General features: G+C 47.4%; 14 protein-coding genes. 3 read left to right on the forward strand and 11 right to left on the reverse strand.

Going from position 1 to position 15,170, the window contains the following annotated elements; genetic code table 11:
• Window positions 1-55 precede the first annotated feature (55 nt).
• The 6 genes from pckA to KTH89_RS10260 form a co-directional block, all read right to left on the reverse strand.
• Window positions 56-1,660: a phosphoenolpyruvate carboxykinase (ATP) gene (pckA, locus tag KTH89_RS10235; protein WP_238721536.1), complete on the reverse strand. Its 1,605-nt coding sequence runs from the start codon at window positions 1,658-1,660 to the stop codon at window positions 56-58.
• 183 nt (window positions 1,661-1,843) lie between these two features.
• On the reverse strand, window positions 1,844-2,353 hold the full coding sequence (locus KTH89_RS10240; protein ID WP_238721537.1) for a DinB family protein: 510 nt from the start codon (window positions 2,351-2,353) through the stop codon (window positions 1,844-1,846).
• A 59-nt stretch (window positions 2,354-2,412) separates the two neighbouring features.
• On the reverse strand, window positions 2,413-2,835 hold the full coding sequence (locus tag KTH89_RS10245; protein ID WP_238721538.1) for a C-GCAxxG-C-C family protein: 423 nt from the start codon (window positions 2,833-2,835) through the stop codon (window positions 2,413-2,415).
• A gap of 71 nt (window positions 2,836-2,906) precedes the next feature.
• The gene (locus KTH89_RS10250) at window positions 2,907-3,506 is read right to left on the reverse strand and encodes an alpha/beta hydrolase (RefSeq protein ID WP_238721540.1); all 600 of its coding nucleotides are present in this window, start codon (window positions 3,504-3,506) and stop codon (window positions 2,907-2,909) included.
• A gap of 171 nt (window positions 3,507-3,677) precedes the next feature.
• The gene (locus KTH89_RS10255) at window positions 3,678-4,520 is read right to left on the reverse strand and encodes a nucleotidyl transferase AbiEii/AbiGii toxin family protein (RefSeq protein WP_238721542.1); all 843 of its coding nucleotides are present in this window, start codon (window positions 4,518-4,520) and stop codon (window positions 3,678-3,680) included.
• A complete protein-coding gene (locus tag KTH89_RS10260) occupies window positions 4,517-5,110 on the reverse strand; it encodes a type IV toxin-antitoxin system AbiEi family antitoxin domain-containing protein (protein WP_158344074.1) in 594 nt (197 codons plus the stop codon). The genes KTH89_RS10255 and KTH89_RS10260 overlap by 4 nt, the downstream gene beginning before the upstream one ends.
• A 232-nt stretch (window positions 5,111-5,342) precedes the next feature.
• On the opposite strand from KTH89_RS10260, the gene KTH89_RS10265 reads away from it, so the two are divergent.
• Both KTH89_RS10265 and KTH89_RS10270 read left to right on the forward strand, forming a co-directional pair.
• Window positions 5,343-5,726, forward strand: coding sequence for a BlaI/MecI/CopY family transcriptional regulator (locus KTH89_RS10265; protein WP_158344072.1), 384 nt, complete (start codon window positions 5,343-5,345; stop codon window positions 5,724-5,726).
• Window positions 5,723-7,774: a M56 family metallopeptidase gene (locus tag KTH89_RS10270; protein ID WP_238721544.1), complete on the forward strand. Its 2,052-nt coding sequence runs from the start codon at window positions 5,723-5,725 to the stop codon at window positions 7,772-7,774. The genes KTH89_RS10265 and KTH89_RS10270 overlap by 4 nt, the downstream gene beginning before the upstream one ends.
• Window positions 7,775-7,901: 127 nt before the next feature.
• Here the strand turns inward: KTH89_RS10270 and KTH89_RS10275 are convergent, their stop codons facing one another.
• From KTH89_RS10275 to KTH89_RS10295, 5 genes are all read right to left on the reverse strand, one after another.
• Window positions 7,902-9,407 carry an L-fucose/L-arabinose isomerase family protein gene (locus KTH89_RS10275; protein ID WP_238721546.1) on the reverse strand — a complete coding sequence of 502 codons (1,506 nt, stop codon included), beginning with the start codon at window positions 9,405-9,407 and terminating at the stop codon, window positions 7,902-7,904.
• A 102-nt stretch (window positions 9,408-9,509) separates the two neighbouring features.
• Window positions 9,510-10,928 carry an L-fucose/L-arabinose isomerase family protein gene (locus KTH89_RS10280; protein ID WP_238721547.1) on the reverse strand — a complete coding sequence of 473 codons (1,419 nt, stop codon included), beginning with the start codon at window positions 10,926-10,928 and terminating at the stop codon, window positions 9,510-9,512.
• Window positions 10,929-10,953: 25 nt separating this feature from the next.
• Window positions 10,954-11,901 carry an ABC transporter permease gene (locus KTH89_RS10285; RefSeq protein ID WP_158344064.1) on the reverse strand — a complete coding sequence of 316 codons (948 nt, stop codon included), beginning with the start codon at window positions 11,899-11,901 and terminating at the stop codon, window positions 10,954-10,956.
• Window positions 11,894-13,399, reverse strand: coding sequence for a sugar ABC transporter ATP-binding protein (locus tag KTH89_RS10290; RefSeq protein ID WP_238721548.1), 1,506 nt, complete (start codon window positions 13,397-13,399; stop codon window positions 11,894-11,896). The genes KTH89_RS10285 and KTH89_RS10290 overlap by 8 nt, the downstream gene beginning before the upstream one ends.
• Before the next feature lie 84 nt (window positions 13,400-13,483).
• Entirely contained in the window at window positions 13,484-14,641 is a 1,158-nt protein-coding gene (locus tag KTH89_RS10295) for a sugar ABC transporter substrate-binding protein (RefSeq protein ID WP_238721550.1), read from the reverse strand.
• 171 nt (window positions 14,642-14,812) lie between these two features.
• Here KTH89_RS10295 and KTH89_RS10300 point away from each other — a divergent pair.
• The coding region (locus tag KTH89_RS10300; protein WP_238721551.1) for a hypothetical protein at window positions 14,813-15,170 on the forward strand (358 nt) is incomplete at its 3' end.

Genomic DNA, 15,170 nt, shown 5'->3' on the forward strand with positions numbered 1-15,170 from the left:
GCGGGTACAAAAAAGGGGCTGTTTTTCACAGCCCCTAAAGATAACCTATTAATTTTTATAACTGAGGTCCTGCAGAAACCAAAGCTTTACCTGCTTCATTTCCTTCATATTTCGCAAAGTTCTTCACAAAACGCTGTGCCAGATCTTTGGCCTTAGCCTCCCATTCGGAAGAATCCGCATATGTGTCGCGGGGATCCAGAATCTTAGGATCTACGCCCGGAAGCTCGGTGGGAACTTCAAAGTTGAAATACGGCATCTGCTTGGTCGGCGCTTTTGCGATAGATCCATCGAGGATTGCATCGATGATTCCACGGGTGTCACGGATAGAGATACGTTTTCCGGTACCATTCCATCCTGTATTCACAAGATATGCCTTCGCGCCGCTCTCCTGCATTTTCTTAACAAGTTCCTCTGCATATTTGGTAGGATGCAGCTCCAGGAATGCCTGGCCGAAACAAGCAGAGAAGGTAGGGGTAGGCTCTGTGATACCACGCTCTGTTCCGGCAAGTTTTGCTGTAAATCCGGACAGGAAATAATACTGTGTCTGTTCCGGAGTCAGGATCGATACGGGAGGAAGAACTCCAAACGCATCTGCCGACAGGAAGATAACATCCTTAGCCGCGGGAGCGGAGGAAACCGGACGAACGATTTTCTCAATGTGATCCAGAGGGTAAGATACACGGGTATTTTCCGTTACACTCTTGTCGTCGAAATCGATCTTGCCGTCAGCGTCCAGCGTAACATTCTCCAGAAGAGCGTTGCGTTTGATCGCATTGTAGATATCCGGCTCAGATTCTTTATCCAGGTTGATTACTTTGGCATAACATCCGCCTTCGAAGTTGAATACGCCATTGTCATCCCAGCCATGCTCGTCGTCTCCGATCAGCAGACGCTTCGGATCGGTTGACAGCGTAGTCTTGCCGGTTCCGGAAAGGCCGAAGAAAATAGCGGTGTTTTCACCATTCATATCTGTATTTGCGGAACAATGCATGGAAGCAATATTCTTTAACGGCAGATAGTAGTTCATCATAGAGAACATACCCTTCTTCATCTCTCCGCCGTACCATGTATTCACAATAACCTGCTCGCGGCTGGTAATATTGAACATAGCCGCTGTCTCTGAATTCAGGCCTAATTCTTTGTAATTTTCCACTTTTGCTTTAGAAGCATTGTATACAACGAAATCCGGTTTGAAATTCTCAAGTTCCTCATCTGTAGGCTGGATGAACATATTCTTTACAAAATGTGCCTGCCATGCTACTTCAACGATGAAACGGATCGCCATACGGGTATCTTTATTGGCTCCGCAGAACGCATCCACAACGAAAAGTCTCTTGTTGGAAAGCTCATCCAGAGCAATTTTCTTTACGGTGTCCCATGCTTCCTGGCTGGCCGGATGATTATCGTTCTTATATTCATCGGATGTCCACCAAACCGTATCCTTTGAATTCTCATCCATGACAATGAACTTATCTTTGGGAGAACGGCCTGTATAGATACCAGTCATAACATTCACCGCGCCGAGTTCACTAACCTGTCCTTTTTCATAGCCTTCCAGATCCGGCCTTGTCTCTTCTTCGAACAATGTGTCATAAGAAGGATTGTACACAATTTCTTTTGTTCCTGTAATGCCATACTGGCTCAAATCAATGTTTGCCATAACACTCAACCTCTCTTTTCTGTAATATATTGTTTAATAGTAACCATTTTAACACTGAACCCGCCGGCTACAAGCCGCAACTTATAACCAAACTCTATTATACAATATTGATCCAAAATGTCTATACATATTTTTTATCCTGCGGCTATTTTTTTATTGCTATGAGCACTTCGTGCCTGTTTTTTATTGCTCAATTGTGGCATATAGAAATCTGACACTTCCAATTTCCGCAACATTTTTCATAAATTCTACATTAAGCCATAAAATAAGAGAATACATCGTTTGCCCTTCGAATGGCCATTTACACATTTTTTCTGAATTTAATTCTTCATCACTTAGCGCTTCAACAAACTCAATCCACTCTTTGTGGCATTTTCTAATCTCATCAATTGCTAATTCCACACTTCCAGGCCAAATAACATCTTCTTTCGCCATTGTTTTTTTATTTTTTGACGCCCTTAAGACATTTTTCCACCAATATATGATATGCCACATAATCCATGCTATGCTCGCAGGACCTATTGCGTAGTTTTCCGTATCAGGCCAGTCTGCTTCCCACTTATCATCTGATTTTCGTATTTGCAGACCTTGAAAAGTTTTACACCACATTGCTTCTTTTTCACTTAAGTCATGACAGTGATATTCAAACAACTGCCACACAATATCTAACTGAAATAAAATTTCCTTTTTCATAGTTCCTCCACAAACTCAAACTTTAAGCTTTACCATCTGGGATTTTTAACAAACTCTTTTTACAAGATTTCGGAAGCTTCCTGCTTTTTTATAAACTCGTATGCGAAAGATACCGCTTCACACGTAAGACTTTCGCACATATGCGGCGGATCGTTATCTGTAAAACCATTAGGGCGTAACTGAGAACAGCTTAACGAACCAAACCGCTGCGTAAACGCTTCGGCAAAATTGTAGCAAACAGACACAATGGTTTCCTCATTTTTTCCAAGCTGACTATAATAAATCCCTATAAACATTAAGCCGCCTTCAACCAACCCGCATTGTGCTCTGAATCCGCCTGCCCCATGTAAACCAATAGCTGAATGGAGTGTTTGCGCATTATATTCAATATGAAAGAGTTTCCCCAAACAAATTAAAATGGTTCTTGCACAATTGATATCCTTATTCCAATATAGCTCATGCACTTTTTCTTTTATATTCATTCTGCACGCCTCTCGCAAATATGAATGCTTCGTATTCAGACTGTTTTTCACAGCCCCGCTACTTGAAGTTATCAAATTACATTTATCATCCATTTATCCAAAAATGAGAGTTGTTCGTCGGTATGGAACCAATGCTCGCCATTTTCCATTATGGTAAGATTTGCATTATGGTGCTCAATAAACAGATCCACTGTTTGACGAGATGTAAGATTATCCTTTTCGGCATAGAGAATTTCCGTTGGAACATTCCATTTTATCGGATTATCTCTAACAAAACACAAATATTCCCACGATAGCGTTTCACCAAAATCAGTGTGGATTTCTCCCTTTTTACATAGGTCTTTTTCCGACACATTTGCCCATCTCATCATATCCAGAATAAGTCTTTCCATATCTAATATGGGCGATATAAATAATGCTTTTTCAATCTCACAATTTTGTAATGTGTGCATTGTAAAATAAGCCCCGATGCTATTTGCGATTATATAGATGGAGTCGTATTCTCTGCGAACTTTGTCGTACGCTGCTTTTATTTGATCTTGTACAATCCACGGGAAATCGTCTTTATAATCTATTCCAATAATATCAAAGCCCAAACAATTTTTCTTGTATCGTTCCGCTTCCAGATAACTCCCGCCTTTTCCGTGAATATATAAAATTACTTTTTTCAAAATATGCCTCCGCAATTCCCGATTGTTAATCCTTAATTTTAATAATACTTAAATTGTAATTTTATTGAATACCAAAGAATCTGCAATCCCATGGCTTTACTACACTTTGGACAAGTGAACTTCCTCCATGCCAAAGATATAATGTAATATGCCAGATTTTCCTATCGTCAATTAACCTCCAGCACACGAATCCATCATCTGTATCACAGCATCACAAACCTCGCCAAAACCGATATCACTAGCATACTCAAAATCTTTCTGATAGTTCTGCCACTGTCTTAGCATTACATCACTGTTTCTAACAACATCTATGATATGCTTATAATCCTTCAAAACTTCTGTTGATCCCCGTTTCTTAGAAGTTGCTTTAAGTGCTGCTTTCAAGGATTCAATCTCAATATTTTTATACTGCAGTTTAGCCAAGATATATACATCATAATAATCCCTTGGTCTGGTATTTTGATCGCCTCTCGAGACAACTGTCTCCAACTTTTCCGCCATAACTGTTTCCAGGTTATAAGCAAGCACGGATATTTCTCTATCTTCCAATAACAGTTTGAATCGATACTCGATTTCTCTAGGCGTAATCTTATCGCCGGCAGTAATATCTACCTTCAATGGAACAGCCATTGGCAGATAATTAGCTGAAAGTGATACTCGATATCCACTGTATTCATCCCCTTCTCGGATTACGCCTATCTTCTTAAATTCAAAGTTCACATCATCCTGTAATTCAATTTCACAGATGTCAAGGAACATCTTTTTTACGCTTTCCTCACCGACAGCCCACCCCTTAATGGTGGCATCCATATCCATTGTTGCACGTGTATCCAAACCCACCATTGCCGCAATTAGAAATCCACCTTTTAGGATAAAGCTCTGCTGGTACTTAGAAACGGAAATTCTTTCCAGCAAACGTTCCAACATAAAATTCTGCATCACGAGCTGTGCTGAAATGTGTTTATCTTTTGCTATATTTTTTATTACAGCTTTAAGCTGCATTGCGTTTTTCATATCAGCACCTCCAGATACCTTCTTACTCTTTCTTCTACCCGAAACTTCTTAGCATACTCTGATAATAGAGGGATGTTCTTATCCACTCTAGACATATAACACTTAAACGCCTCTGTAATAACACCGGTGTCTACTCCATTTCTCTTACGCAATATATCGCATAGTGTCCTTTCCATGCTGTATACAGTGATGATATTTCCGCCAGGAGATTTTACTTGAACTGCGCCTTCGTTATACCATCCTTTCTTTACTGTCAAGCAGACAATTCCCTCTTTCTTTGCATTCGTAAGGTTATATGATCCAGGAAATGTCATATCATATCTATTAGGAGTTCTATCTGTTAAATCCCATAAAAACAGTGCCGTCTCATTCGAAAAAATACCTTTTTTAAAGCGAGCCTGTAAATTCACAAATTCATCTTCCCATATTTCAGGAAGGATATATACACCTCTAACTGTTCTTTCTAACCTTCCAGAATCTACAAGATTTTTTAAATTTCCTCGCAATATTCCTTTTTCCGAAATAACCGCAGAAGTTATCACTCCGTTGTTTTCCTTTGCAAGTTGTATGATTTGATCTGATATATTCATCGCTATCACCCTTTTGACTTTTACGCTTTATATTTTACTATTTATAAGCATAAAAGTCAAATACTTCTGTTATCATTACTACTAATCAAACAATCTCTATTATTTTTCCCAAAGTCTGTACCTGCGGATTTCCACATACACATTTTGATATCACTCTATTTGCTTGACATTTGTCATGCAATATGATACGGTACAGAAAAGAACGACTTCTGTCGTGCAATGGAGGTAACGAATGGCTAACGAAACCAATACCCTTGGAAAAAGCGAATGGCACATTATGGAAAAGCTTTGGGAAAGCGCACCCCGCACCTATGTACAGCTCTGCCACGAATTAAAAGAAAATCCCGGATGGAGCCGCAGCACCGTGCAGACCATGCTGGAGCGCATGACAGAGAAAGGCATCCTGCGCTATGAAGTGGTCGGGCGGGCAAAGCAATACTACCCAAATGTTGCGCGGGATGATGTGGCGGTAGCAGAAACACGCTCTTTGCTGGACCGCGCCTTCGAAGGTTCCGCCAGCCTGATGATGAGCACCCTGGTACGCAAAAACCAGCTCACCAAAGAGGATATCGATGAGCTGTATGCTATTTTAGAGCAGGCGGAGGTGGATTCATGACGGAAACCATCATCACCTCATCCTTGCTGGTACTGATTATCCTGGCGCTTCGGTATCTGCTTCGGGGACGGATATCCTCACAGCTGCAATATGCCCTGTGGCTGCTGGTGGCGATCCGCCTGCTGCTGCCGTTTCCCCTGTTTGAAAATCCTGTCAGCGTGATGAATGTCATACCGGTTACGCAGATGTCTGAACAGGCAGCTATACCGCAGGCGGCAGGCTCCACCCTGCCGGAAGGGGATTTGACCGGAATTACTCTCCCCACTGTCCATAACAGCATAGCCGCATCAGGTCCTGCCGCCGGAGCAGAGCCGGTGGCAAAAATCGCGCGATATATTTGGCTTTGCGGCCTTTTTTTGACCGGTTCATTTTTTGCAATATCCAACATTCGCCTGAATCGGAATCTTAAAAAGAACAGGAAAAGGCTTGATATCCCCGGTTCTCCTTTGCCGGTTTATCTGGCAGATCATCTGTCCTCACCCTGCCTGTATGGAATCATAAGACCTGCCGTCTACCTGACACCGGACAGCCTAACCGGTCAAAAGCGGACTTCATTTGTGCTGGCTCATGAGCTGACCCATTACCGGCACAGGGATTATCTGTGGGCTCTTATCCGTATTATCTGTCTGAGTATCTACTGGTTCCATCCGCTGGTATGGGCTGCCGCCGTGTTATCACGCAGAGACAGCGAGCTGGCCTGTGACGAGGGAACTCTTAGGAAGCTGGGTCATGAAAACCGGGCGGAGTATGGCAGAATGATCATCGAAATGTCCTCTGCACCTTCAAAACCATCAGAGCTTTTCTGCTGCGCCACCACAATGACCGGAGGAAAGAAAGAAATGACCGAACGGATCCGGCGCATCGCCAGGCAGCCAAAAACTCTGCTGATCACCCTGGCCGCCGTAGTGATCGCGGCTGCCGCTGCGGTAGCACTGACCTTCGGAAGCGCAGCAAACAAAAGTGACTCCAAACAGGCTGATGCGCAGGTGTCGGATGAACAGGCGCCTGATGAACAGGTGCCTGATGTGCAAGTGCCTGATATGCAGGAACTATGGGATGCCCGGACCCCCTATGTGGGCGACAATGCCGCCGTAGGTAAGCTGCTGGGCCTTCTCCCCCTCCCGGATGGCCTGCAGCATGACCACTTCGAACTGCACACCGGCGGAAATGAGCGTGGAATTACATGGATACTGAAAGAGGTGTCGGATTATACCTCCGTAACCCCCGGGCAGTTCCAGCAGGATGCGCTGCTGCTTTTTGCCCTGGTCGATAATCTGGAAGACTTTTATGCGGCGCTTGATACCTCCCCTGCCGACGAACCTCTCTGTCATTATACCCGGCGGCAGGCGGAAGAACTGGTCGGCGGTGACCTGCGGGACTACGCGAAAAGCCCGGAGACGCTTCAGGAGCTCATCCTCTTTTCAGCGGAAGAAACGCCGAAGTACCGTATCGCAAAGCTGGAAAACGGAAAGATGACATCTGAATTTCCAATGGAAGACAACGGGCTGGCGGACGACATACTCATGAATGTTCTGGTAAAATCCGCTGCCTGGGAGGGTAGTGATATTTCCACGCTAGACGAATGCTATCAGATAAGCCAGATATTTCCGAATGCAAATGAAGTTCATGACTATTATGCCTATCTGCTGGAGGACGGCAGAGCGGTCCTTCAGTCCGGTACGGACGGTTATTATTCCATTCTGTCTCAGGAGCTTTATTCCGAGCTGCTGGAATTTTGGCGTAATCTTACCGCGGACCCCTGGCTTGAGAACAGCTATACCGAAGGCATCCCGCGGCCTGATTTTGACAACCTGCTGTGGATGACAACGGATGATGAGAAAGGGTACTGTGCGGTCTGCTATCAGGATGTCAGCCGGGAACAGACAGAAGCCTACCTGCAGGTGCTGGCGGCTGACGGCTGGCGGACCATCCAGGATTTTTATGAGGATACCACTGTCGGCGGCCTGTATGAAAAAGACGGCCGCTCGATCAGTATCCAATTTGCCGGCAGGCAGACGGTCTTGTATTTTTCTCTAAAGCAGGATTAAATCACGGTATCGTATTCTAATTCTATAACGTTACAGCACCCCGAAATCAGGCATTGGCGTTTGGCAGCCATTCCGCCAATATCCGATTTCGGGGTGTTTATTCATTCTATATAATACTATAATGCGTCTACCGGTCCAGAACCACCGAAGGTATTTGAAGCATCACCGCGATCTTCTCAAAGAGGGAAGCGTTATGCCCCACGCTCATGGCGAAGTGATGGGTCGGCGCCTGCGCAAACCATTCGTCCATGTAGGCATTCGGATCTTTGCGGAATTTCACAGGTGTCTGTGTATTGCCAATGGTCATAATGGTGCCGTTGGTCGCTTCTGCTTCCGTGATGATAAACTTGAGTTTTCCGTCTATATTCTGGGTGCAGCCCAGGTTGGTGATATCCCCGGCTTTTACTTTCGCCTCTACGGATACCCCGGTCCCCTGTTTTCCGTGATACAGCCCCATGCCTCTTAGGATGGGCTTGCCGTTTGCGATCGCCAGATGGAACGGTCCGTCATGGCCCAGAAGGATCGTGCCGTCCTCGTAGTCGGTGACGACGATCTCGCAGTAACTGCCGCCTTTGTTTACGATATCGCAGATTTTCATAGCGAGGCAGGTCTTTAAGTCCCCTTCCCCGGCGCAGGGAATTCCTTTTGCGGTAAGCAGGGAATGACCTACGATGAAGCCGCCCTGTATTTTTTCATAATATCCGCCGGGAGCCCCGTGGTAGTAATAGGTCAAAGCGTCCAGATCGTATTCTTTTACCAGCTTTTCCTGGGCAACTGCCACTTTTGCAGACCATTCCAGCTGTTCCGGCGTGGGTTTTTTGGCCAGCGGATCGGAGGGGGAATCTTCGCTGATGATGAAAAATTCGGTAATTTCCTCTTTCTTTGCCTCCACTTCCTCCTCTGTCACGGTTTCCAGCATACGGTTCAGATCACACATCTCCAGCACTTCCAGATGTGCTCCTGTCTGTCCCTGGAACATCGTGAAGTCGCTGTACATATCCAGCATCCCGTTGAAGGTATTGCCAAGGAAACCGAATCTGGCGTTGGACAGCCCGCTTTTCACGCTGGCCGCCAAAACCCACTCTTCGATCTGTTTCCAGGCCCGGACCGCTTCCGGGCGGGAGGCTGTGTTTTCATCCGTCATAGAGATCTCCGGTGTATAATCAAGGCCCAACAGGCCGTTGATGATGTGGCAATCGATGCCGGAACGGTTGAAAGCGTTAGTCATCTCAGGTACCGGGCAGGCTCCGCAGTGTGCCAGCCACTCGCCGGTAGTTGTCCTGGCATAGTTAATTTTGGCTGTGGGCTGCAGATTCAGGATGACAACCGGGGCTTTGCAGACCTGATGCACCGGCAGAATCGAGGCGCTGTTTACGTAGGTACCGGCATGAGCGAAGATCAGATCCACATTGTGGGCGTTAAAATATTCGCCCGCCTCCTCTCCCCGTTCGGGGCAGTCCACCAATCCGTATAAGAAGACCTGTGCGCCGCCTATTTGCCGGATTTTTCCGGCGATAAATTCCGCATATTCAATCACTCGTTCACGCAATCCGGGAAACTGATCCCAGTAAGGTTTTAATCCCATTGTATAAATACCGATCCTGGCCGGTTTCGTTTGTTTTAATTTTTCCATGTTTACCTCCAGTTGCGCATGAAATGCGCATAAAATTAGATATGAATGAACATTTTTGTCCAGCCGTTCCTCCAGTGCGCATGAAATGCGCATAAATTCTCATTAACAGATTATTTCCAGTTCAAGCCCCAGAACTACCGCCGTTTTCCGAATCATATCCATCCAGCTGCCCACAGCCATCGAACTATGGTGCGAGGGGCCCGCCATACACCAGCGGTTCATAAACTCCCTCACGGGAATCGGGAAGCGCACCCGGGTATTCGTATCCCCCAGCATCAGGATATCTCCCGCTACACTCTCGCCTTTTGCCGCGATCAGCCGGTAGCTGCCTTCCCCATCCTCACTCAGCGCCAGCAGGGTCACCGGGCCTTTTTTTACCATGAACTGGGTCAGATAACCTTTTCCTGATTTTCCGTGGAATACTTCGGACTCTTTTAAGACCGGCTTTTCATCCGACAGTGCAAAATCGCTGGAACCGCTGTGGCCGATCAGGCAGGTATCGTTCTCAAGATCCATGGAATACAGCTCGGCGGTGGCGCAGCAGCCGCTCAGCACTTTGGTAATCAGCATCGCGATGGTGGTCTTAATATCCCCCTCCACGCAGCACGGAATACCCAGGGCGATAAGGGCGGAAAATACAATATTCATCGGTCCGATGATATCCTTATATTCCCCTTTCGTCTCACCCGCATAGTGAAATGCTACCGCGTCCAGATCCTGTTCCCTGATTAGCTGAATCATGGCGGCGGTCACCTTGCAGAGTTCTTCGAATTCCCTGGCACTCTGGGACACAGAGAGCGCGAAATGATCCCTGATAAATTGGCGGCACTCCTCCAACAGTTCATCGGACACTTCACTCATGGCATTTTTGATCTGATGCAGTTCCAGGAATTCGGTATAAATCCCAAACTGATTGTATATTTTTGTCTCATCTACATACAGGTCCATCATCCCGTTAAACGGATGACCGATCATACCGATCCGGCCTCTTTTAAACCTTGCCGCCACGGAAGCAGCCTTACACCAGGAGTGAAGCTCACTCACCACCTGAGGATCCTCCGCGATCGCACCCGTGACGACCCCGTACGATGCATTTTTCTTTTTCAGTACCGCGGTGACTTCCGGGGCACCCGCACAGGAGAGGGTCCCAAGCCAGGCGCCGATGGTGTCGGTCTGTCTACAGTCCACAGAGCTTTCCGGCTGAAGATTTAATACAACAACGGGAGCAGACAGACCGCGGATGACCGGCAGTACATTGGATGAGGGGGAGTAGGTGGCGCAATAGCAGAAAATCAGATCCGCTCCCGCCTCCTCAAATGCCCGGTTGGCTTTATCCGCCGCGGCATAGTCATCCACCAGACCGCCGTCGATAACGCGTATGTCCTCCGATAACAGCTCCTTAATTTTTCCGTAGTGATCCAGTACCGCTTCCTTCAATCCCTCAAACTGTGCCCAATAGGTGTTCAGTCCTATACAGAAAATTCCGATCACCGCATTTGGTTTCCTGATATACAGCCCCATATAAACATCTCCTTACCCGTTCGGGTTATTTTAATTTTTTCTTGATCAGACTGTCCAATAATACGGCTCCCACCAGGATCACTCCCTTGAATACGGTCTGATAGAAAGTCCCTACCCCCAGCAGGTTCAGCCCGTTTGATAAAAAGCCTACAATCAGGGCGCCGATAGCCATACCGATCACCGATCCGGAGCCGCCGGCTACGCTGGTTCCTCCCAGCACGATAGCCACGATACAGTCAAATTCAAAGCCGTTCCCCACGTTCGGGTCGCCGGCCCCAAGTCTGGAGGCCATGATCACACCGGAGAGACCCGCCATGGTACCGACCAGGGTATAGATGGAGAGAACCAGCCGGTTGCTCTTAATTCCGGATAAGGTGGCGGCATTTTTATTTCCGCCAATCGCAAATGCGTATTTACCGAATACCGTCTTGCTCTCCAGGAAGAAAAAGATCAGGAGCACCAGCACCGCGATGATGACGGCGATCGGAATAGTGCCGATCATTTTCCGGCCGATGGAGTCAAAGCCTCTGGGCAGTCCGGCATTGATGGACTTTCCATCGGTAACGATATAGCTTAATCCTCTTGCCACATACATGCTGCCCAGGGTGGCGATTACATGAGTCACCTTCAGTTTGGTCACCAGAATGCCGTTTAGGACGCCGAAGGCGAAGCCCACCCCGACACCCAGAAGCCCGGCCAGGAACAAAGGAATGTCATTCATAGCACACACTGCGAACACCACGCCTGAGAGCGCCAGCAGGCTTCCGACGGAAAGGTCCATATGCCCCGTAATCATCAGCATGGTGGCCGCCGAACCGGTAATGATGACGAAGGTAACCTGACGCAGCACATTCATCATATTGTTATAGGTCAAAAACTCCGGCGCCAATATGGATAACACCACGACCAGTACGATCAGTATGGACAGGGTGATCAATTGGGTCAGCGTGGATTTACTTATACTTTTACTCATATTTATCTAGCCCTCCTGTTGAGATCTGCATTATTTTTTCGGAATCCGGCTGTTTTTCCGCATTGTTTTGGATTACGGCGCGGATCTTTCCCTCATACAAAAGGATGATTTTATCGCAGAGAGCCAGTATCTCGGGCAGTTCCGAGGAAAATACGATGCAGGCGCTCCCTTTTGCCGCCAGTTCCCGAATAATATGGAATATCTCGTCCTTTGCTCCCACATCCACGCCCCGGGAGGGTTCATCCAGCAGCAGGACCTTCGCATCCGCGTTCAGGCATTTGGCCAGCACCACCTTCTGCTGGTTTCCGCCGCTTAGCAAAGATACGTTTTTTTCTTCGCTGTTGGTAGCGATCCGCAGATCTTTTATATATTGAACCGCCATTTCCCTTTGTTTTCTCTTATTGTAAACATTCCATCTGGATATCTTTTTGTAATTCATAACCGGGATATTATCTTTTATGGAAAGCTCCAAAAAGAGTCCCTGGGTTCTCCGCTCTTCGGGAACCATCGTGATTCCCTGGCGGATCGCATCCCTGGGATCCCGGACATGCACTTCCTTTCCGTCGATCCGTATGGTACCCTCGCAGGGATCGGCTCCAAACAGCGCTCTGGCCACTTCCGTCTTACCGGCTCCCACCAGGCCGTAGAATCCCACGATCTCCCCCTTGAGCGCTTCAAAGCTTATATCATGCAGCTTATCATTGGTCAGATGCTCTACCTCCAGCACTTTTTGGTCCGTGTCTATGACGCTTGGCACATAAGTCTGGATTACGATTTTGCCCAGCATGAGCTGGATCAGCTCTTCCTGTCCCTGAATCCCGGACGCCTGTTTGGTGGCAATCGTTCTTCCGTCCCGCAGCACCGTGACGTAATCGCCGATTTCCATGATCTCATCCAGCCTGTGGGAGATATAGATTACGGTCACTTCCTGTTCTCTTAATTTATGTATAATGGTAAATAATTTCCGCACCTCTTCTTCTGATAATGCGGCCGTCGGCTCATCCATAATCAGAATGCTGGCATTGGCAGCCACGGCTTTGGCGATCTCCACAATCTGTTTTTTCGCCATACTGAGTTTTTCCACTTTTTCCTTCAGCTGGATGCTGGGGTCAATCTCGTGTAATACCTCATAGACCCGCTGGGTCTTGCCGGAATGCCTGATCACACCGAAGCGGGTGTCTTCCGCTCCCAGCGTCAGATTTTCTTCTACCGTCAGTTCATCCACCACATTCAGTTCCTGATACAGAACGCTGATGCCTGCCCGCATCGCCTCTTTGATGCTCTTTGGATAATACTCCTGACCATTGAGGAGCATGGAGCCCCTGGTCTTCTCGATGGCCCCGGTCAGAATCTTGATGAGCGTCGATTTCCCGGCTCCGTTTTCTCCCACAATGCAATGCACCACATTAGCCGGGATATCAAAGCTGACATCATCCAGCGCTTTTACTCCCGGATATTCTTTGGAAATGTTCCGGATCGACAATATCGGCTGTTCCATTTCAAAGCTCCACCTTTCTTCCGAAATAGAAAGGCAGGGAATGCCGTATGTATGCCCGTATATGGCATTCCCTGCCTCTTCCTGTTATTCCAGTCCCAGCTCCTGTTTCAGATCCATTTCAGAGAAGTATTCATCTACCAGGAATTTCTGGAATTCATCGATCGGAGTGTTCCAGTAATCCAGGACAACGTCCGTCACTTCCACTTCATAATCCGATTTTGCATCAATCTCGCCGTTCATCAGCTGAATCGCAGTATCGATCTGGGTTTTCGCGTTATTCTTCGGAGACAATGCCATGGTAAGCTTCAGCGAAGAATTCGGATCATAGATTTTAATGGCTTCCTGCTCGCTTCCGTCTGTTCCCACGAATAGCTCGGTCTTTGGAATACCGTCCTCTGCCTGTCCTCTTCCCGCCGCCTCAAACGCAGCCAAAGCTCCCAGCACGGAATTCGCATTGATCCCGTAGACCATATTTACCTCGGGATGGGACTGTAGGATATCTTCCCCGCAGGCCATCGACTTATCTCTTGAGGATTCTCCGTCCAGCATAACAGCCACTTCCGCGTCCGCGGCCACACTCTGTACACCCTCCACAAAAGCCAGAGCCCGCTCTTCATGCACCTGCTGGGAGGAAGGGATATCAATAATCGCCATCACGATCTTTTTATCCGGATACCATTCCATCCATTTCTTCGCGGCCGCCGCTCCCAATTCCTTGGTAGCCGGCGCTTCATACAGACGGATGTGGGGATTTGCCGTAGTCTCCGCCTTATTGACGAAGGTGGCCAGCGGTACGTCGGCGTTCTGTGCTTCCTGAACCAGCGCCTCCGCGTTCGCCACATCGGCCGGCTGGCAGATGATCGCCTTCGTGTTTTTAGAGATCAGATCCTGTACGGAATTCAGCATGATCGATGAATCCACTTTCCCGTCGATGATGATCGTATCATAACCGGCTTCCTCGGCATATTTTTCAAACCATGCGCATTCCGCCTGATGATATGCCTCGTTCATATTGTAGGATACTTTTCCAATGATTGCCTTCCCGTCCTTGCCGCCGGACGCCGTATCCGTCTTATCCGCCGCATCCGCTGCGTCTGAAGCCTGCGGGCTCTCAGACTGCGCTGCGCTGGCACCGCCGTCTGCCGGCGCCTCTTCTTTGCCCTGACACCCGGCCGTCATCACCATAATGGCCGTTGCAGCCAAACATACGGATAACCATCTTTTTAGACTTTTACTTTTCATTTTTCCCTCCTGATACCACAAGTTTTTTTACACACCCAACGTTGTTTTGTGTGATTTAAATATATCATCTGCCGCTAGGCGCAACAATGCGGTAAAATTTAGAAAAAGTATGATATCTTAATTTCTGCCCGATATGGATCGGTCTTTTTTGCTATTCAGGATTTTCGTCATATGGATAAAATATCTGTATATCATATTTTCTGTAGAGAAAAGTTCAGAAAACAGATTAAAAAGAATAGAGAAGTGCTAAAGAAAGGAGATGAAGAAAAACAGGCTAAATCCGAAGAGAGCTTACCATCTCAGCAAGGTTCTTCCTCGGGTTTGGGTATGCCCGCTGCTCAGGGTCAGTGTGTGTGTCGGTGTCCCGGAATGCTCCGGGCAGCCGGTTTCTTTTGTGTCTCCCCAGGAACGCATAGGGCGGCTGAGCTCCCGCTTAGTGAAATCGGAAAGCCGGGTTCAGGATGCACGGCGGACTTCACGTCCGACGGGCAAGAGCCTCTGAACCGGGAACACATCACGTGTTCCTGGT

It is taken from the genome of Diplocloster agilis (assembly GCF_019042275.1).
In the GTDB taxonomy this organism is placed as follows: Bacteria; Bacillota; Clostridia; order Lachnospirales; family Lachnospiraceae; genus Diplocloster; species Diplocloster agilis.